At 39.5% G+C, this 21,009-nt stretch carries 15 protein-coding genes; 14 read left to right on the top strand and 1 reads right to left on the bottom strand.

Translation table 11 applies throughout. The annotated features are described in order from the left end of the window. Nucleotides 1–43 precede the first annotated feature (43 nt). The 8 genes from C1724_RS07295 to C1724_RS07250 all read left to right on the top strand — a co-directional run bounded on the left by C1724_RS07295 (nt 44) and on the right by C1724_RS07250 (nt 12,048). Nucleotides 44–1,495, top strand: a complete 1,452-nt coding sequence (locus C1724_RS07295) for an aldehyde dehydrogenase family protein (RefSeq protein WP_102346035.1) — start codon at nt 44–46, stop codon at nt 1,493–1,495. Between the two features lie 168 nt (nt 1,496–1,663). Next, nucleotides 1,664–3,406, top strand: coding sequence for a thiamine pyrophosphate-requiring protein (locus C1724_RS07290; protein ID WP_102346034.1), 1,743 nt, complete (start codon nt 1,664–1,666; stop codon nt 3,404–3,406). A gap of 313 nt (nt 3,407–3,719) precedes the next feature. After that, nucleotides 3,720–4,859, top strand: a complete 1,140-nt coding sequence (locus tag C1724_RS07280) for a TAXI family TRAP transporter solute-binding subunit (RefSeq protein ID WP_102346032.1) — start codon at nt 3,720–3,722, stop codon at nt 4,857–4,859. A gap of 35 nt (nt 4,860–4,894) precedes the next feature. After that, on the top strand, nt 4,895–6,850 hold the full coding sequence (locus C1724_RS07275) for a TRAP transporter permease (RefSeq protein ID WP_102346031.1): 1,956 nt from the start codon (nt 4,895–4,897) through the stop codon (nt 6,848–6,850). Beyond that, nucleotides 6,834–8,246, top strand: coding sequence for a UbiD family decarboxylase (locus tag C1724_RS07270; protein WP_180994160.1), 1,413 nt, complete (start codon nt 6,834–6,836; stop codon nt 8,244–8,246). The genes C1724_RS07275 and C1724_RS07270 overlap by 17 nt, the downstream gene beginning before the upstream one ends. Before the next feature lie 496 nt (nt 8,247–8,742). Further along, the gene (locus C1724_RS07265; RefSeq protein ID WP_102346029.1) at nt 8,743–9,717 is read left to right on the top strand and encodes a malate dehydrogenase; all 975 of its coding nucleotides are present in this window, start codon (nt 8,743–8,745) and stop codon (nt 9,715–9,717) included. A 267-nt stretch (nt 9,718–9,984) separates the two neighbouring features. Further along, on the top strand, nt 9,985–11,079 hold the full coding sequence (locus tag C1724_RS07260) for a DUF418 domain-containing protein (protein WP_102346763.1): 1,095 nt from the start codon (nt 9,985–9,987) through the stop codon (nt 11,077–11,079). A 780-nt stretch (nt 11,080–11,859) separates the two neighbouring features. After that, nucleotides 11,860–12,048 (top strand): hypothetical protein, encoded by a 189-nt coding sequence (locus C1724_RS07250; protein WP_102346028.1) that lies wholly within the window; start codon nt 11,860–11,862, stop codon nt 12,046–12,048. Between the two features lie 70 nt (nt 12,049–12,118). Here the strand turns inward: C1724_RS07250 and C1724_RS25520 are convergent, their stop codons facing one another. Beyond that, nucleotides 12,119–12,265 (bottom strand): hypothetical protein, encoded by a 147-nt coding sequence (locus tag C1724_RS25520; protein ID WP_180994159.1) that lies wholly within the window; start codon nt 12,263–12,265, stop codon nt 12,119–12,121. 519 nt (nt 12,266–12,784) lie between these two features. Here C1724_RS25520 and C1724_RS07245 point away from each other — a divergent pair. The 6 genes from C1724_RS07245 (at nt 12,785) to C1724_RS07220 (ending at nt 20,948) form a co-directional block, all read left to right on the top strand. After that, nucleotides 12,785–13,639 (top strand): oxidoreductase, encoded by an 855-nt coding sequence (locus tag C1724_RS07245; protein WP_102346762.1) that lies wholly within the window; start codon nt 12,785–12,787, stop codon nt 13,637–13,639. A 230-nt stretch (nt 13,640–13,869) separates the two neighbouring features. Continuing rightward, complete coding sequence (locus C1724_RS07240) at nt 13,870–14,790, top strand: LysR family transcriptional regulator (protein ID WP_102346027.1); 921 nt, start codon at nt 13,870–13,872, stop codon at nt 14,788–14,790. A 324-nt stretch (nt 14,791–15,114) separates the two neighbouring features. Beyond that, nucleotides 15,115–16,872 carry a CocE/NonD family hydrolase gene (locus C1724_RS07235; RefSeq protein WP_219723255.1) on the top strand — a complete coding sequence of 586 codons (1,758 nt, stop codon included), beginning with the start codon at nt 15,115–15,117 and terminating at the stop codon, nt 16,870–16,872. Nucleotides 16,873–17,003: 131 nt separating this feature from the next. Beyond that, nucleotides 17,004–18,032, top strand: a complete 1,029-nt coding sequence (locus C1724_RS07230) for a catechol 2,3-dioxygenase (RefSeq protein ID WP_308410489.1) — start codon at nt 17,004–17,006, stop codon at nt 18,030–18,032. Between the two features lie 26 nt (nt 18,033–18,058). Then, nucleotides 18,059–19,405, top strand: coding sequence for a sulfatase family protein (locus C1724_RS07225; protein ID WP_102346026.1), 1,347 nt, complete (start codon nt 18,059–18,061; stop codon nt 19,403–19,405). Nucleotides 19,406–19,871: 466 nt separating this feature from the next. Next, nucleotides 19,872–20,948: a TAXI family TRAP transporter solute-binding subunit gene (locus tag C1724_RS07220; protein ID WP_102346025.1), complete on the top strand. Its 1,077-nt coding sequence runs from the start codon at nt 19,872–19,874 to the stop codon at nt 20,946–20,948. The last annotated feature ends 61 nt before the right edge of the window (nt 20,949–21,009 follow it).

The following is a 21,009-nucleotide window of genomic DNA, read 5'->3' as shown; positions in this document are numbered from 1 at the left end:
TTTCAAACTTCTTATAATTAAAGAACAAACAGGAGGGCGACAAATGATTAAAACAGCCAGTGGAAAGATGTACATTAATGGAGCTGTGGTGGATTCCAAGCAAACTGTGAATGTTTACAATCCTGCTGCCACAAAAGAAGTGGTGGGAGAAATTGCTCTAGGATCATCAGCAGATGTCGATCGTGCTGTAGAAGCGGCGGAATGCGCATGGAGTCACTGGCGGAGCACGCCTCCTGAAGAACGGGCGAAAAAGCTTGAACAAATGGCCGCTCATATAGAAGAACATCAGGATGAGCTGATTAAGCTGTTGGTTCGGGAAAACGGCAAGCTGTTTTCACAGGCTAAACGCGATGTTTTAGGAGGGGCTAATGTCCTACGTTACTACAGTACTCTCGCTCATGAATTAAATGACCGGGTCATTGATAATGAACAGGGTAGAATGATATTGGCTCGGCAACCTATGGGGGTAGTCTCAATCATTGTCCCCTGGAATTCCCCTGTGCTTCTTGGCAGTCTGATGCTTGCGCCAGCCTTATTAGCAGGAAACACGGTTCTGATAAAGCCATCTAATTATTGTCCTTTAACAGTGGGTAAAGTGTTGAATGATTTGGCGGAAATGTTACCTGCCGGTGTCCTCAATGTACTTCTGGGTTCAGGTTCTACCGTTGGTGAAGCTATGGTTAAACATCCAAAAGTTAGAAAAATCTCGTTTACAGGCAGTACCGAAGTGGGAGCCAGTGTGCTTCGTAATGCTGCGGATACCATCAAGAATGTAACGATGGAATTAGGCGGAAATGATGCAGCATTAGTTTTGAAAGATGCCGATGTGAACCAGAAGTTAGTCGATGAATTAATTAAAGGAGTATTTACGAACAGCGGACAAATTTGTTACAACGTTAAAAGAATTTATGTGCATCGCGATAACTATGATGCCTTTGTTAAAGCGTTTATTCAGTCAGCGGACCGGATTCGAGTCGGTTTTGGTCTGGATGAGCGTGCAACGATGGGGCCTGTTAACAATAAAGCGCAGTATGAATCGATCATGAACTTAATCAAGCAGCTGGAAGAAACGGATGCTGTAGTTCATCAAGTGGGAGATTTTGTAGAAGGAACTAATCCTTCAGATGGGTACTTTATCTTACCAAGGATTGTCACGAATGTAACGCAAGAGGATCCGATCGTTCAACAGGAACAATTTGGTCCGATTGTTCCGATTATTCCTTATGATACGGAGGAAGAAGGGATTGCATTGGTAAATGATACCGAATTCGGGTTAGGAAATTCGGTTTGGACAACTGATGTTGAACGTGGCTTTGAAGTAGCTCGAAACCTTCAGTCTGGAAGTGTTTTTGTAAATATTCATAGGGGCGGCGCTTCTGCTGTTAACATGCCTTTTGGAGGTTTTAAACAGAGCGGTATCGGAAGAGGTCATGGTGTAGAAGCATTACTTGCTCTTACGGAATTACAAGCCTTAATTCATCGTGTAGATTTGTAAAAAATATCGCCGTTAAAAATATCCCAGCAAAAAATAAACGATATATCTCTTTCGCAAAAATTAACACTCTTAGACTAATATAGAACAGATGAAAAAGGGTACACATAGTTAAACGCTGTAACCTCTCATTGCGATGTATTTGTAATTACTATATAGGAGGATAAGGTGATGGCTGAAAACAGCGAGATAAATGATTCAGAACGATATACAACTGCTGATGCGCTGCTTGAAGTATTACAGGAGATGGGTGTTTCCTATCTCTTTTCCAATCTGGGAAGCGATCATTCGTCTATTATTGAAGGCTTGGCCAAAGCCAGATCTAAAAATATTCCTTTACCAGAGGTCATTATCTGTCCTCATGAACAGGTGGCACTTGCAGCTGCACATGGTTATGCGCTGATAAGCCAAAAGGCCCAGGCAGTTTTGGTTCATTGTGATGTGGGCACACAGAGTATGGGAGGGGCTGTGCATAATATATCGCGAGCGCGTGTTCCTGCCTTTATTTTTGCTGGAGAAACCCCTTATACATTGGAAAAAGAACTGCGAGGTACCCGTAATCGCCATGTAAACTTTCTACAGGATGTTCATGACCAGAGGGGGATTGTACGGCCTTATGTGAAATGGGAGTATGATATTCGGACGGGCAGAAATGTCAAACAATTGGTCAGCCGTGCTTTACAGTTAGCACATAGTGAGCCCTGTGGTCCCGTATATTTAACGGGTGCCAGAGAGGTACTGGAAGAAGAAGTCGAACCCGTTTCGATTCCAACCAACAAATGGTCTCCGACAGAGCCGTCAACGATCACTGCACATGCAGTAGAAGAAATTGTCTCAGCTCTAGCTGGAGCCAAGAACCCTTTAATTCTGACATCATATCTGGGCAGAAAAAAAGAAACGGTTTATGAATTAATTCAATTTAGTGAAAGCCTAGGTATTCCAGTGATTGAACAGCATGCATCCTATACGAACTTTCCTGGAGATCATCCGCTGCATCTCGGGTTCCAGGAGGGTAAGTTTTTATCGCAGGCAGACGTCATCCTTGTTTTAGACAACGATGTTCCATGGCTGGCTTCTTTGAATCAACCTAGTGAAGACGCCCAAATCTACTACGTGGATATGGATCCGTTGAAAGAGGATTTGCCACTTTGGTATATGCCATCACATAAATTCTTCAAGGCAGATTCTTATGAAGTGTTAAAACAGTTTAACGAGTGTGTGCAGAATAAACATGTCGATCAGACTCTGGTCAGAGAGCGATATCAATATTTTAAAAACATACACGATGAACAACGAGCTCAGTGGGAGCAAGAAAGGATGTCCGATGATGGGGTGATTACTCCAGCGATGCTAACGACATGCATCCAGGAACTCATCGATGAGGATACGATCGTTATCGATGAGTCCGGCACGAATATTGGTAATGTTAATAAATATTTGCCAAGAACAAAGCCGGGGACGCTTTTCCGAAAAGGTGGAACATCTCTGGGATGGAATGGAGGGGCAGCTCTGGGAGTCAAGCTAGCGGCCCCGGAAAAAACGGTGGTGAATCTGACCGCAGACGGATCGTACTTGCTCAGCGTCCCTTCTACTGTACATTGGATGTCCCGAAAGTACAACGCACCTTTTTTAACTGTGATTTATAATAATCAGGGTTGGAATGCGACAAAAGAGAACGTGCTGAGGTTGTATCCCGATGGAATGGCCGGCCAGCACGACCGTTTCTGGGTAAATTTTGATCAACCCGCTGACCTTGCTAAAATTGCTGAAGCGGCAGGTGGAGCTTATGCCCAGACGGTTCAAGATCCCCGTGAGTTAAAAGAAGTATTAACCGCTGCTTTACATGAAGTGAAAAACAATCGCAGTGCTGTTATTGATGTGAGGTTGCCACCCATTTCGAAACAAACAGATTAAAAGTGTTTAACCGCGAAGTGGTAAGCCCGATTTTGCTACTGATATGAAACAGGATGATTGGAATCATGCGGAATAGGAATCTATCAATAAATGATTTTTTGATTTTCCCGATAGAGGATGCGGATTGCCATTATTTCGAAACCCCAATAGATCATGATTATTTGCAACATTCTTCAGAGGCTCCGCTGTTATCAAAGAAACCAAGTAATACCTTAAAACTTTTATTTTACAACGTAGCCATTAGTAAAAAGGTTAATAAGGATATTAAAACTGGTGTAAATATTGGAAACGTATACAACGAGGGCTTTTGCAAGTGTTTTGTAAAAAAAAGGGGGTTTTTATTATTATTAATTTAAAACAAAAATCGGTTAGTAAAAGGTTGAATGTTGTCATTATTCTTGTAATAGCTCTGTTCCTATCTATGGTTGCTGTGGGATGCAGTAGTAAATCGAGTACCGAAGAAACACAAGGAAATACTTCTCAAGAGGCTCAAGAAACTCAAGAGACTCAAAAGGAATCGTCACCAACATCCCTTTCCTGGGGAGCCTCTTCACTTGGATCTGTTTTTTATATTCTCTCCGTAGGTATGGGTGAGATTATTCATGAGAACGCCGGGATTAATGTCGCAGTAGAACCGGTAGGCGGGTCGGGTGCAAATATGCATGCTTTGATTGCTGATAAAATAGATATCGGTATGATCGGTAATGCAGGTTCAACGGATGCTTTTCGCGGTCGAGGTGACTTTGCCAAAGTAGGCAAACAACCTACCCGAATATTGGCACAAGGGCAAGTGAGTACTCGTATTTTAGTAACGAGAAGTGATTCGGGCATTAAATCGGTAGAAGATTTAAAGGGCAAAGCAGTTATTGCCAAACGCAGAGCGTTATCTGATGTGGAACTGTCGTTTTTAGCGATGTTGAAAGCTTACGGTTTAACTGAGAATGATGTGAAAATATTAGAAACGGCTGAAACGAATGAAGCGATTGAAGCTGTAGAACTCGGTACGGCAGATGCAGCCCTTATTCCAGCGGCCATTGCTGCTAGTAATTTGACCGAAATGGCACAAAACACTGATGTGACGTTCCTTTCGATACCAGATGATAAAATGTCGATAGTATTAGAAGAAATGGGACCAGCTTGGAAGAAAGTAACGATACCTGCTGGTACGTATAAAGGTCAAGATGAAGAAGTTCATATACCTGCAGTACCTACAGGACTTGTAGTAATGGAGGACTTTTCAGAGGATGTAGCCTATCAAATTACCAAAGCCCTTTTGGAGAACGAGGAGCGAGTAGCCGCACTTCATAACGAAGGGAAGGAGTGGACTTTAGAAGCTGCGTTAACGAATCCTCCTATCCCGTACCATCCTGGAGCAATTAAGTATTTCAAAGAAATTAATGCTTGGACTCCAGAATTAGAGAAAATCCAACAAGACCTTGTGAATTCATTTTAGGAGTGGTATAGGAAAGGATGATAGGAGGGATGTAGGTGACGAAAGATGAGTTTCGTTCAGATCCACAGGAAGTATCGACTGAATCTGGAAGTTCGGGCGTAGGTAAGTCGCGCTATATCGTATTTGTAGAATTGCTAGCTTCATTGCTAGTATTATACAACATTATTGCTGCAAGTAGGGTGATAACTTTACTAGGTATCTATGTTCCTAGTGCTGTACACAGAGCTATAAACCTAACTGTGATTGTGATTCTAGTTTTTACTTTTTATTCGATAAAAGGCAATAAAAGAGAAAGAGGCGTCGCTTGGTATGATCTGCTGCTCATGCTGATGGGAGTGGTTGGAGCTGGTTATGCCATTCTATTTCAAGACGCTATTCTGGAATACTCGATGTATGGTTTTCTGGATACAAAAGGGATCATACTATTCCTTTTGATTGGGATACCGTTATTTGAAATGATTCGCCGAGTGAGCGGTTGGGTATTGCCTTCTTTAATCGGCTTAATTATTTTAGCGACGTTATTTCAGGGGTATTTGCCGGGAATTCTCTATGGTAACGGGTTTGGACTCGACCGGCTAGGTTTCGCTGCTTATGTTGGACCTTCGGGCATCTTCGGATTGCCCTTAGGTATTGCCACCACAATCTTAATTGTTTTCATAGTATTTGCACGCCTATTACAGGTGTGTGGGGCTGGACAATGGTTTATTGATATTGCTTTGGCAATGACCGGCCGATTAAGGGGGGGACCTGCAAAAGCAGCAGTTTTAGCGAGCGCGTTATTTGGTTCGATTTCGGGCTCGCCTTCCTCTAATGTAGCGACAACCGGTAGTATCACAATCCCGTTAATGAAAAGTGTTGGATACCGGGCATCCTTTGCTGGCGGAGTAGAAGCAGTAGCATCCACAGGTGGTCAGGTTTTACCGCCGGTAATGGGGGCCATTGCTTTCGTAATGGCTGAATGGATCGGTGTTCCTTATGCTCAAATTGCCATGGCTGCCTTAATACCAGCTCTGCTTTATTACATGGTGCTATTTATGTCTATTCAATTTGAATCTCAGCGTTTAAACTTGAAACCTGTTCCAGTGGATCAAGTACCTCCCCTTTGGAAAACTTTTACTAAAGGTTGGTTCTATCTTCCGCCACTAATAGTCTTAGTTTATCTAATGTTTGTTAAAAAATTTTCACCAGATATGGCCGCCATATTCTCAATATTGACGCTAATTCTTTGTAGTTTCGCTTCTAAAGACAAATCACATCATTTAGTACCAATAAAAATATGGAGATCGTTTGTGCCAAGTGTAAAAACATGGTTGCTTATCGGGGTGATTACGGCCGGCGTAGGCTTAATGATCAGTGCCTTGGAGTTAAGCGGTTTGAGTGTCAGGTTAGCTCAATTTATTATTGATTTAAGCGGTGGTGAGCTTTTAGTTACGCTCATATTAATCGGACTTTGTTGCTTTGTTTTAGGGATGGGGATGGACTCGATTCCAGCTTATATTACGTTAGCAACGGTAGCAGCACCAGCTCTTACCACCCTAGGTGTAGAACCCATGGTCGCCCACTTATACGTTATTTATTGGGGAATGGCCTCCTTCATCACCCCACCACTTTGCCTAGCGGTTTTCGTTGCGTGTGGTATTAGTGGCGGCAAAATATGGGAAACAGGCTGGGAAGCAGTTCGCTTGGGGATAGCGATATTCGTGATACCATTTGCTTTCGTTTATAATGAAGCATTGTTGTTACAGGGCAGTCTGTTGAATATTATTTTGAGTACCGTTACGGCCTTTGTAGGAGTAACTCTTATTGCTGGTGCTCTTCGCAGGTTTTTATTTCGAAACCTCGCTTTCTATCAAAGTATATTATTGTTCATTGCTGGCTTAATCTTAATTGCGCCGGGATGGTTGACGGCCCTAATTGGGTTAACCATCGCAGCTGTTGCTTTAATACCAACTAGTCAAACAAAGAATCATGCCTATGAGGAGATTGGATGAAATGAATAAAGATTTGCATGATTTTATTAATCACTTAGAAAAAAACAGACCGGGGAGTCTAGTAAAAATCAAGAAGAAAGTGGTCCCAGAGTTCGAAATACCAGCGGTATTAGATGCTATGGAGCGTAAGAAGAATAGTGCGGCGCTAGTATTCGAACAAGTATACAATTTAAAAGGTGAAATTTCCAAAATGCCGGTTTTAATTAATCTATTTGGGAGTCGAGAAAGGTTAGCTGATGCAATTGAAACGACAGTTGCAAAGCTTCCGCTTGACTATATTTCCAGAGAGAAACCAATACCTCCGGTTGTTATTGATAAAAAAGAGGCTCCGGTTAAGGAAATCATTCAAACAGGAGATGAGGTTGATCTTTATGAATTCCCTGTCATCACTCACCATGAGATGGATTTAGGTCCATACTTTACTTCAGGAAGCGCATGGGTAACAGACCCGGAAAATGGAAGGGTTAATTGTTCGATCATCCGTATTGCTGTGACAGGACCGGATCGTATGGTGGTCAACTTTAACGTTGCCCGTCACATGCATCATGTTTTTCAAAAGTACAAAAAGCTTGGCAAGTCTATGCCTATGGCCTTGGTCATTGGCCATCATCCGGCCTTTTATATGGGTGCTCAAACTAAGATATTAGCAGACGAACCCGAAATTATCGGTGGAGTCATGGGAGAGCCACTAGAAGTAACTCCATCGGAAACTTGGGGAACGGATGTGATGGTTCCAGCACATGCCGAAATAGTGATTGAGGCTGAAATCTCAATTGAAGAAACCGACATTGAGGGTCCTTTTGGTGAATATACCCAGTATTATGGAGGACAAAGAATAAACCCAGTCACAAAGGTGACAGCCGTTACTCGTAAAAGAAACGCTTATTATTTGGATATTATGCCAGGGCATGCTGATCATCTTTTACTTGATGCACCGATGATTGAGGCTTATTTGTATAGTAGAATCAAAGAGGTGGTACCTAGTGTTACGGCGGTTCACATGCCAGTTTCTGGAACAGCTAGGTTGCATGCCTATGTTCAAGTCAAGAAGACTAAGGAATCTGAGCCTAACACAATCATCACAACGGCTTTGAGTTCTGATTACAGGGTAAAACATGTGATAGTAGTTGATGAGGATATCGATATTTGGGATGATGAGCAGGTTTTATTCGCGGTTGCTACAAGGTCACAATGGGATAAAGACCTTGTAGTGATTTCCAATATGTTGGGAACTAGATTAGACCCATCTGCGAATGATACTTCTACAGCCAAGGGTGGAATAGACGCCACAAAGCCGCTCGAAGAATTGACCTTTCCTAAAAAAATCGAAATACCAGAGTACATGACTAAACAAATTTGTTTGGAGGACTACTTCGATCCTTCAACTATAAAGTGAATGGTCTAATGGTAGCTTAAAAGGGAGGGTATAGCTTGTCAAAGGTACACTATGTGACTTGTCCAAAATGTAGCGGAAATTATCATTTGGATACGATTTTATACAAAATTGTAGTCAAAAACCCGAAACAAAAATTAAAGTGCCCTTATTGCAAATTTGAATTTGAATCAGAAGGTACTTTGGCGAAGTAATAGAAAATCAGATTTTATCGCGATAAATCCATACTATCCACGATTTTGGGAATGGATTTTATTCGATGTTGTAAGTGGGAGTAGGAGGACAATACGTTTTCCTACTCCTCCTTTATTCGTGGAATTTTATCATGATAAAAGCCCTGAAAAGATTGATTGGATAGCGAGGGGAATAGTGTACTAGGTGGTTATCTTGAAGATGACCTTTGAAATCGATTTGCTTAAAAAAGCCTCTATGATTGGATGTATTCACTTATTCCTATATTAAGTTTTGGCAAAACGACAAAAATACTAGGAGGTTCTGTATGAAAGTTAGCATACTTGGAGGAGCTGGGACTTTAGGGTCGACATCAGCGTTTGTATTAGCCCAACAGAATGTAGTGGATGAAATTTGTTTGATTGATGTAAATGAAAACCTTGCTAAAAATCATGAGTTCGATATGGGGATGGCGGCTCTAGACTTCTCTAGAACCAAAATAACAAGTGGCGGATTTGATAAATTGGAAGGGTCTGAAATTGTGATTAATATGGTTGGAGGTGGAACGAAAAATGTGAACTCCCGTATGGCTCATTTAGAGAATAATTTGGAAATTCTTTCTCAGGTTAGTGAGCATATTATGAATTATACGTCCAATCCAATTATTATTACTGTTACAAATCCCATGGATATAATTAATACCATGACTTATGACTTTACAGCAATCTCCCCCGAACGTCTAATTGGTTTTTCACTTAATGATTCCTTTCGTTTTCGCTTGGCCATTTCTCAAACATTACAAGTAGATTTTTCAACGGTCTCAGCTCACGTCGTTGGTGAGCATGGAGAAGAACAATGTCCAATTTTCAGCCGTATTGAAGTAGACAAAAATATAGTCGAGTTAAACAATGAACAGAGAGCACAAGTTTTATCGTTTATTAGAAACCATTTTTCAAAAGTGAAGTCTTTAAATTCTGGACGTACTTCAGGTTGGCTTTCTAGTATTAATATAGCAAAATTAGTTAACGCCATCATTCAAGACAGTAACGAAGTAGTGGCTTGTTCGGTTATGAGACCAGATGAAGTTTCCGTTGGTCGGTTGGTTCGATTAGGTAGACAAGGCGTTTCGGAAATCTTAGATATGCAATTAACAGAAGAAGAGGAACAAAAGTGGATGAACGCTAAAAATAAGATTACAAGAATCGTAAATGAACTTAGCCAGAGAGACGACCAGAGGGCCGGCGATGGCCAGGGTGGCCATGGCCAGGCCGGCCAGAGGGACAGGTACCGTGGCACAAATTAATAATATAAACGGTGTGAGCCAGTGGGCCTGTCCCTCTGGTTCTTTCTGTTAGGAGAGTTTATTATCTAGTAAGGTTAAGAAGAAATGGATGATTAAAGTAACGTGTGTTTTTTAAAAGAATACATGAACATTAAATTGATAAGAATACGATGTAAATAAGATGCTAAGGATTCTTTTTTTGATCAAGGAGAAGAGCGATTGAATACACAAAGAAAAAATCACCCGCCTTATAAGCGAGCAATTTCATTAGATTTAGCTAGAGGTTTTATGCTTTTATTAATCGTACTGGCGCATGCACCTTTATATTTATACGCTTCTGAACCAGGGGTCATGAGTCGACCGGAAAATGTTACTCTTTTAGATACAATTGTAAACTCTTTCGGTGAACTAATGATAGATAATCGCGCACGACCAATGTTTGCCGTTTTATTTGGCTACGGATTAGTCATGATATATGAAAAACAACTGTCAAGAGGATATTCTATAAAAGAAGCCCTAAAAACAATTAGAATACGATGTTTATATTTAATTTTGTTCGGAATAGTATTAGCCGTATTGATCGGTGGTCAAGACATATTGATGGCTTATGGTATTGCTGGTCTTTTGATAGGGAGCTGGTTGTTGCCGCGTGATAACAAGATATTAATCAAAATTACAATCCTAAGCACTTTCATGATTATGTTATATCTTCCCTTGATATGGGGTTCATTTATAAACGAAATGGGTAGCTATGGATTTGGAACTAACCTTTCAGCGAATGACAGTTATATACAATTGTTTACGAAAGCGATTGTTACTTTCCCAATAATTCCTGTCTTCATTCACTTTCTTTTTCCTGTTATACCTTCTATACTTATAGGGATTTGGGCTGGAAGAAAACGTCTCCTGCTGGATTCACATCTGCATCATAAAAAATTAAAAAAAATTGCTATAATTGGCATTACCATATCCATTATTGGTGCTCTACCTGTGGTCATGATTCATAAAGTTTGGGAACCTAGCTTTTTTGTAGCTGGAATCATTTTGGGAGTTCACATTATAACAGGAATGGCTGGGGGAATCGGATATGCAGCCTTATTTGGAGTAATAGGTAACTTAATTAAAAATCCCGGTTGGGTAACCAATTCACTGACTGCTTTAGGAAAACGTTCGCTCACGTTTTATGTACTAAATGAAACCTTGTTAGTGATTCTATTGTCGCCCGTAGCTTTAGATTGGGGAGGAACGTTAAATAACATAGGAGTTACATTTGTTGCTATTTCTGTATGGATAGTAGCTGTAATCATCGCAGCTATCTTCGAAAAATTCTATATTAATGGACCACTTGAAACCTTAATGCGTCGATTAGTTTATAGGAAATGATGGTCCAGAGGTGGTCCAGGGGGACAGGTTCATTGACCGTGATATAATAGTAGAACGTTTATACTTGGCTTGTTTTTTTTGGGGACCCTGGCAGGTATATTTAAAAGTGGGGCACTGGACCTAGTATAGTAAATAGTTAAAAACAATAAAAAGACCACCGTTTTCATTGTAAAATAGAAGTACCTATCACAGAACTTCCAATTACTATCCCGACCAAAGGAGATGAAAACGATGGTATATACATCATTGAATCATATTCAAGGAAAAAAAGGAAGTCGATGGGCACAATTTTTGTGAGACATTGGAACTGAGAACTTATTAGTCGTGGCAATAGATGCAGCTAAATTAACCATAAGGCAATGATTTGTAACATTTATGGGGATATACTTGTTAAACCTTTTGAGTTTTATGCATCCATGACAGGATTTGACGCTTTTAAAAGAATCATTGAAATTGAAAAAGAGAAACATGGGAAAGAAAAAGTGATTGTCGGTATTGAAACAACGGGGCACTATTACGAGGACCTGGTACGGAGGTGTCATACTGCAGGTTATCATGTACGCATCATAAATGCAGCCACAACCGCAGAGACGATCCAGAGGGACAGGTTCATTGACCGTGATATAATAGTAGAACGTTTATACTTGGCTTGTTTTTTTCGGACCCTGGCAAGTATATCTAAAAGTGGGACACTGGACCTGTCCCTCTGGTTCTCACCGACCACCGACAGAGTAAAATATTAATTGGAAGGGTACAGGCACCTTATTAAGGAGTTATTCAATGAAGGTTTATAAACTAAAAAAACAATTTAATGGATATCAAAAAGACACAGAGTTTTACTTAATTAGTGAATCAGAGTTTATAGGAGTTAAAGAGTTCGTATTGAGAACAAAAGATTTGATAAATACTTTAGAAATCAATGAAAAAGATCTGCTTAAGAATTTTACTTATATAAGAGAAGTTTTTTAGTCCACAGGGACAGGTACTGTGGAACAAATTAATAAATATACCGATGAGCCAGTGGACCTGTCCCTCTGGCTCATCCCTTTCTACTTTCAACTTTTGACACAGGTGAATCGTGTATCGTATCTAGATGATCAACGATAAAATCAATAATGTGATAGCCGATTTTTTTCATTTCTTCTTTTGATAATTGGAGATATCCACCAAAATGCTCCTTCTCCATAACAATTTCTCCTTCCAATTCAAGCGGAACAGTTCTGCATTAGCTATTATATTGCGATCGAAAATGTGGAGTTTTAGTTATTATATATGAAAAAACATAAGTGCGGTACTGGGACTCAATTACATAGGCGGTTGTTGTAAGTGTGGCTAAAGTGGATTGTTAGTCCTCAAATTAATCGGGTAGAACAAGCACGGGGACGGTTCTCCTGCTCCCAATGACATTAGATTTCAAGCAGGCAAACCGTCCCCGTAAATAGTGCGTCTCATGTTTCGGGGTTTGTCCCTTTTGCGGTGCTCTAACGTAGCGGGGATTGGCCGTAACCCTTAATAATTAAAAAACGTCAGGGAGTACATAGTTGGTCTCAAATTTCAACATTTGTATTTTAGTTTATGAGTTACCATAGGTTTCAAGGGAAAACTGGGGACAGTTCTCCTGCTCGAAAACGACCTGGAGAACAGTCCCGTGAATTTTTATATATTTGAAGAAGAGCTAAAAATAAATAAGAGAGAAGGAGTATATATGCGTCAAACTATTAAGCAACTACCGGTTGCGATTGTTACGGGTGCTTCAAGTGGGTTCGGTTTACTCACAAGCGTAGCATTAGCGAGAGAAGGCTATAAGGTAATTGCCACAATGAGAAACTTGGATAAGAGCGAGAAATTGTTAACTTTTGCAGATCAAGCACATGTAAGCAGTCAGATTGAAATGATTGAATTAGACGTTACCGATGTATCTCGGATAGAGGTAGTGATAAAGGATCTAATCCATCGTTTCGGTCGAATTAATTTGCTTGTTAATAATGCTGGGTATGCAGCAGGTGGATTCACAGAGGAACTTCAGATTGATGAATGGCGGCGTCAATTTGATGTTAATTTCTTTGGTATGGTGGCAGTGACAAAAGAGGTTTTACCATATATGAGGGAACAACGCAGTGGGAAGGTTATCAACATCAGTAGTATAAGTGGCCGGGTCGGCTTTCCGGCTATGGGACCTTATGCAGCCTCTAAATTTGCAGTAGAAGGATTCAGCGAATCTTTACGTTTGGAGTTGCTACGGTATGGTATTTATGTTGTTTTAATTGAACCAGGATCCTATAAAACAGATATTTGGTCTAAAGGATTAAAATCTATTAGTCTACCTTCGGACTCAGCGTATAGTAAGGAAATGAAAGAGATTATAAAGCACGTTGAACTCAATGCCAATACGGCACCTGCACCTGATGAAGTTATAGAGCAAATTGTAAAAGTGGCAAGTATGTCTGCTCCAAAACTCCGGTATCCAATAGGTAAAGGTGTTAAGGCAGTATTAATGTTCAAACAGATCATCCCCTGGAAATGGTGGGAACGCTTAGTTACAAATCGATTAAATCTGTAACAAATTTAACATAAGGAAAGTTCTCTGCAGCCAGTAATGATGAAGATCGGAGCGACGACACTAGTGTGCCGGAACTCCAGTTCTGTAAAGTGTTAATGTATCGGGGGCAGGCACCTTTTCCAGTGATTAATTTCGAAATATTGAAATAAATCTATTATTAAGTTAAGCTTGTAACAGATGCGAACACTAGCCAAATAAATATTAGATGACTATTTTTTGGAGGAAACGTCTTGGAAATTCGACACTTACGGTATTTTATATCTGTTGCGGAACATATGAATTTTACGAAGGCTGCTAACGAATTATTTGTAGCTCAATCAGCTGTAAGTCAGCAAATTGCTAGTCTTGAAAAGGATTTAGGAATAAGATTGTTTGTTAGAAATAAACGATCTGTAAAGCTGACTGAAGCCGGTACTGTATTTCTAAGCGAAGCTGTTGATATATTGGAACGGGCTGAATCAGCGATAAATAAAGCCCGAAAAGCAGAGGAAGGCGTAATCGGAACTTTAAAAATCGGATTTTTAGCCTCTCCTGTGAGAAATTTTTTACCAAAACTAATTCAAAAGTTTTCCCAAAAATATCCGACTGTGGAAGTAGTACTAAATCACCTTACAATGAAAGAGCTAAATGAAGGTATAGAATCAAATGACTTGGATGTGGCCTTTACAGTATCACTTGGTGGTATACACCATCAAAATACACTTGAAATTGAGACTTTGTATTGCGGTTCTCCATGTGTCTACTTAAAACATGATCATCCACTCGCTAATAAGCAAGCAATTAATATTAATGATTTAGCGAATGAGCCTTTTATTATGAGAGATCGCGAAGAAGCTCCGCAATGGAATGATTATATTATAGACTTATGTATTAAAAATAATTTTTATCCGAATATTGTTACGCAAGCACGAAGAATTGAAGCTGTTCTGATGTTAGTTGATGCAGGCTTAGGTCTATCAATCTTCCCAAATTATCTTCAAATGTATAAAAGCTCGAATATCCTTGTGAGAAACATAGAGGGCGAAGAAAATATGCTTGATGTAATAGTATATCGAAAAAAAACAAATTCAAATCCAACCATTCCTTTATTTCTTACAGAATTAAAAGCAGAATTAAATAATTTTAACAATCCGGAATCGATGTATATATAGTTTGATAGTGAGAATTAACAAAAGCCTGTAATTAGCCAGGCTTTTTTTTGTTAATTCCAACTTCGTTGCAATGAATTAAACAGTTAAATAGTCTTATAGAAATCTATTTATTCATAAGTAAGTTAGTTAAATGTCTTTAACTAATCAGTAAAACTGATTACTGATATAATTTCCGTATATTTCAAATATTCTTACTAATGGTTTATATTAAATTATAAGTTCTCTTACTATACCAGGAGGATAATTAAACTATATAAGAGTAGAGAAAACTTTTAGTTTTTTAGAAGTAAAGAGAAAAGAACTATAAAGAAGGACGGGTGAGCAATGTTTACAGAAAACAAAGATCGAGTTATGCGAGAAGAGATCAGTGACAATATGAGAATATTGTGGCAAGTACCTATTCAAATGACAGATGGTATTATTCTTCGAGCGGATGTATTTATGCCGATAGAGGAAGGAATGTATCCGACAATCATGACATATGGTCCATACGCGAAGGGGCAGGCTTTTCAAGAAGCATACGAAAATCAATGGAATGTAATGGTTGGAGACTTTCCAGGAATTATGGAGGGATCTACGAATAAATACCAGAACTGGGAAACGGCTGATCCTGAAAAGTGGGTGCCGTATGGGTATAGCCTAATCAGAATCGATTCGCGTGGAGCGGGTTGGTCTGAAGGAATTCAACAACTATGGTCCAAAAAGGAAATTGAGGACTTTTATGAGTGTATCGAATGGGCTGCCGAACAACCGTGGAGTGATGGTAATATCGGGTTATTAGGGATTTCCTACTATGCAGCCAATCAATGGCAGGTAGCTGCTATGCAGCCTCCACATTTGAAAGCAATCATTCCTTGGGAAGGGACATCAGATTGGTATCGAGAATATTACTACCACGGGGGAATCAGAAGTACATTTGTTGATAGTTGGCTACCTAAACAATTACCGATGCAATACGGTTATGGCAGCAGGGGAAGAAAAAATCCGAACACAGGTGAATGGGCATCAGGACCTGTCACTTTATCTGATGAAGAATTGAAAGATAACAGAGTTGATTTATTGGCAGATGTTAAAGCCCATCCACTTTTTGATGAATATCACCAAGAGCTGGCAGTTGATTGGTCTAAAGTAACAATTCCAATTCTATCTGCTGCTAATTGGGGCGGTGCAGGTTTACATTTACGTGGAAATGTGGAGGGATACCTTCAAGCAGCCTCTGAAAACAAATGGCTTGAAATACATGGATTGGAGCATTGGACACACTTCTACACGCCGTATGGTGTTGATTTACAAAGACGCTTTTTCGACTATTTCTTAAAAGGTGAAGAAAACGGCTGGGATCAGGAACCAAGAGTTCGCTTGCAGGTCAGATATCCAGGAGATAAATTTGTAGAGCGAACAGAAGAGGAATGGCCAATCCCTAGAACAAAATGGACTAAAATGTACTTAGCGGCCAATAATAAAGAAAACACTTTGAATTCTCAACCTCCTGAAAAAACAACTACAGCAACATATGAGCCTTTAAATGAAAGCGTTACCTTTTATATGCCTGCGATGGAGGAAGATACGGAGATCACAGGGCCATTAGCTGCGAAACTTTTTATTAGTTCCGAAACGACTGATGCTGATCTATTTTTAACCATACGCTTGTTTTCACCAACTGGCGAGGAGGAAGTTTTCCGCGGGGCGATGGATGCGCATGCACCAGTTGCACAGGGGTGGCTTCGAGCGTCACACCGTAAGCTCGATGAGATAAAAAGTCTTCCATACCGACCTTACCATGCACATAATAAAATTGAACCATTAACTCCAGGTAATATTTATGAGGTGGATGTAGAAATTTGGCCAACATCGATCGTTGTTCCTAAAGGGTATCGATTAGCTCTATCGATCGGTGGGAATGACTATGAATTTGATGGTGAAATGAAAGAAGAGAATAAAAAAATCCATCGTTATCCGTCTAAAGGATGTGGACCATTCTTGCATAAGGATCGACCAGCAAATGTATATGGCGGAAAAGTAACTGTTTATACGGGAGGAAGTACAGAGTCTTACCTTTATTTACCGGTTATTCCGAATTAGTAGTTTAATAGTTTTATTTTTTTGCTTACTTTCAACCAATATGGTAGAATGTATTATATTTTCAGAATAGTAACAAAAATCCAATAATAGAAAGTTTGTGCAAAATAATTATTTAATTGGAGGAATGTTTTATGAAAAATCCAGTGTTTAAGTTTATGTCTAAAGATGAAGTAGAAATGACTCGTATTGTTGAAGAGCCAATGTTTGATGTTTCGCAGCTTGCTCATGTTGAGCTACTATCTCCAAAACCACAAGAGTCAGTTGACTTTTTTACTCAATTATTAGGAATGGAAGTAACTGGTCAGACTGGGCAATCCGTCTATCTTCGTGCGTATGAAGATCACTATCAAAATACATTGAAGATTACTGAGTCCAAAGACGCAGGTCTTGGTCATGCAAGCTGGCGCACGTCCTCGCCAAACGCATTATTAAGAAGAGTGGAAGCGCTTAAAGCAAGTGGCTTAGGTCAAGGTTGGATTGAAGGGGATTTGGGTCATGGTGCAGCCTATCAATTCAGAACACCAGACGGTCATTTAATGGAATTACTTTGGGATGTTGACTATTATCAAGCACCTGAAGACAAAAAGAGTAAACTTCGAAACCGTCCATCCAAGCGCCCGAATATTGGGGTACCGGTAAGACGACTTGACCATATCAATTGTATGGCATCAAATCCAGCACAAAATACAGAATTCCTAATGGATAACTTAGGGTTCCGTTTAACGGAAAAGATTGTAGATCCGACAGGTTATACGCTAGGAACTTGGTTAAGTGTTTCTAATATCGTTCACGAAATTGCATTTATGAATGATCCATCAGGTTCACTGGGAAGATTCCACCATGTTTGCTATTGGTATGGCTCTCCTCAACATCTATATGATATCGCGGATCTATGTAAGGACAATAACATTGAAGTAGAATTAGGACCTAGAAAACATTCTATCAGCCAAGCCCATTGCTTGTATGTATATGAGCCAGGTGGTAACCGTGTTGAGCTATTTGGTGATGCAGGCTACCTAATCTTTGACCCTGCTTGGGAGGCAGTATTATGGGATAATCTCCAAGAAGTATCTGATCGTGGAATTGGAGCTGGCTTTACAGATACGTATTGGAATTACGGAACGCCTGATTTAGTTAAAGAGCCTACAAAGGTTAAATAGTAGCGAAGGAAATGAGAGTTGATGATATGAGCACTCCAAATATATTGATAATTTATTGTGATGATTTAGGTTATGGAGATCTTGGGTGTTTTGGATCCGCAGAGGTGAAAACTCCAAATATCGATAGTCTGGCTGAAGATGGTATTCGATTTACAGATTGGTACTCAAACGCACCAGTTTGTACCCCTTCAAGGGCTTCATTACTTACGGGTGCATACCCTGCAAAAACTGGTTTAAAAGGTATTTTAGGTGGTAAGCGTGGGGCAGGGAAGGGATTGTCATTGGAAATCCCAACCTTAGCGGAGAGACTAAAAGAATGTGATTATAAAACGGCTTTATTCGGAAAATGGCACCTAGGAAATCATAAAGATTATCACCCTAATGCCCGTGGTTTTGACGAGTTCTTTGGATTCTTATCTGGAGTAGTAGATTACTATTCGCATATATTTTATATTGGTGAATCAATAGGAGTTTTTCCATATCATGATTTATGGCATAACGATAAAGAAGTATGGGAAAATGGTCGCTATTTGACAGAGTTAATTACTGAAAAGACAGTAGATTTTATTGAACAACAAGATAACCAACCTTTCTTTACTTATGTTGCTTATAATGCACCGCATTTCCCAATGCACGCCCCACAGAAGTACTTAGATCGGTACCCGGACCTTCCTAAGGAAAAAGCAATTATGGCGGCAATGATTAGTGCAATGGATGATGGTGTCGGCGAAATTGTAAATGCATTAAAACGAAAAGGTAAATACGACAACACGTTAATTGTCTTTTCTAGTGATCATGGACCATCTACAGAAACAAGAAACTGGTTGGATGGAACAGATGACCTATATTATGGTGGAAACAAAGCTAATTTTAAGGGCTATAAAGGAAGTTTATTTGACGGTGGTATCCGTGTCCCGACTATTATGTGTTACCCTGATAAGTTGCCAAAAGGCAAAGTAAATAAAGATAGTGTTATGACGATGGACATTGTTCCTACAGTGCTTGAGTTCGTAACTCAGGATCAATTTACTGATAATAATGTTGATGGAGAAAGTCTAGTCCCAATGCTTACTAACCATGAGTCTAACCCACATAAGCAGTTATTTTGGGAATATAATGGACAACTGGCTGTTAGGGAAGGGAAATGGAAGTTAGTTTTGAATGGTAAACTCGATTTTAGCGGGGAGATTTCTAACCCTATCCATTTATCAGACGTAGAAAATGACCCTGAGGAAAAGGTAAATCTTGCGGGGCAATTCCCAGAACTAACACAAAGGCTAAAAAAAGACCTCTTATCATGGAACGAATCTATTAATAATACATTATCTAAGGAAAATATGACAGAAAAATTCTTCGACCCTAGTACGCAGTAAACTTGATTAAATTAAATATACACTACTTAGTTTCTGTATGAAAGGTTATGTTTTAATAATACCTAGGGTTGGGATTGTCATTGTTAATAAAAGAGCTTACTAAAGTTCAAGTTTAAACTTTGGTAAGCTCTTCTCAACTAAAATGTTAAATATATAGGTCTCTCTCATCTTAGTCTAAGAAGGGAGAGGATGTAAGAGAGGAGTCTCTCCTCTCTGTACGCAGTTATAGAATTTGTAGATAGATACTTATTATGACTATGTAAACGAAACTAACAGTTGGGTTGGTCATTGTATTTCACCTTGTAGTTCGGAGAATGTAGCAAAACAGATTTAATAAGTTGTGGCAAAAGTCCAATTTATTTTTAGTGATATGTATAGGGCCTAACTTAATACCTAAAAAGAGTTCGAAATTACTTTATGTCTATTAAATGAAAACTTACCGTTAAGAGGAGATGGAGGGAATAGTATGAGGATAGGGAGTTTGAAAAAATTGGTAATCATTATTAGTGCATGCATCCTGTTTTTAGCTGCTTGCGGCACTAGTAATGAAACTGGTGGGCAAGCTGATGAAAACGGGCAGTCTAAGAGTACTAATAATTTAAGTATCGGGACACAACCTGCAGGTGTTACATTTCATACTTTAGGATCGGCGTTTGCAGCGATGATTAGTGATCATTCTGATAATAATATTACTGTTAGACCGTTTTCCGGTCCGGATGCCTGGATGCCGTTAGTTAATTCAGGAGATGTTGACTTTGGAACAGATACTTATTTCTCCGTTGCTTATGGATTTGAAGGAAGACATCATTTTGATCCAAATACCAATATTAGAACCCTTGTAGTAGGGAGTCAATCACCTATGGCTGGAATAGCCGTTAGAGAAGATGCGGGGATTACAAAAATTAGTGATCTGAAAGGTAAAAAGGTAGCTTCTCAATATTCAGGTAATTTAGGTGCGAGAGTGATTATGGAAGCGCATTTATTATCAGGTGGATTAACTTGGGATGATGTTAAAGGCGTTCCTGTTACAGACAATACATCTGGTCTGCAAGCCTTACGAGAAGGTAGAGTAGATGCTGCTTTTACTGGCAAACCAGATAATAGTATCTTTTTAGAAGTTGATAATGCAATTGGTATCGACGGTTTGAATTGGGGCGATATTACACCTGAAAAATTTAGTGAATTCCCAGAAAATCTAAAGGAAGAGTTAAATAATCTCGTACCGGGTTTATCACCATCGGTTTATGATGGCGGTGGGTTTATTAATGCTGATAGTATGACAATTTCCCAGTTTCCTTTAGTAGTAGTTGTTGGTGCCCACGTTCCGGATGAAGTAGTTTACAACGTGATGGAGACAATCTGGGAAAATCACGCAGAGTGGGAAGGTACTATGATTCAAAGTTGGTCACCTGAATTATTAGGAAGTAACTTAAATCCTCCAGCACCATTCCATGAGGGTGTCGTACAGTTTTTTAAAGACAAAGGCGTATGGACAGAAGAAGCAGAGCAAAAACATCAAGAATTATTATCTAAAGTTCAATAAAAGTTTTACGTAGCTATTACAGAATTGTTGGGCACTTATACTAGCACTAGGAAAACACTTT

This window comes from Bacillus sp. Marseille-P3661, assembly GCF_900240995.1.
Taxonomy (GTDB): Bacteria; Bacillota; Bacilli; order Bacillales; family Bacillaceae_J; genus OESV01.
This window is presented reverse-complemented; position numbering and strand designations above follow the sequence as displayed.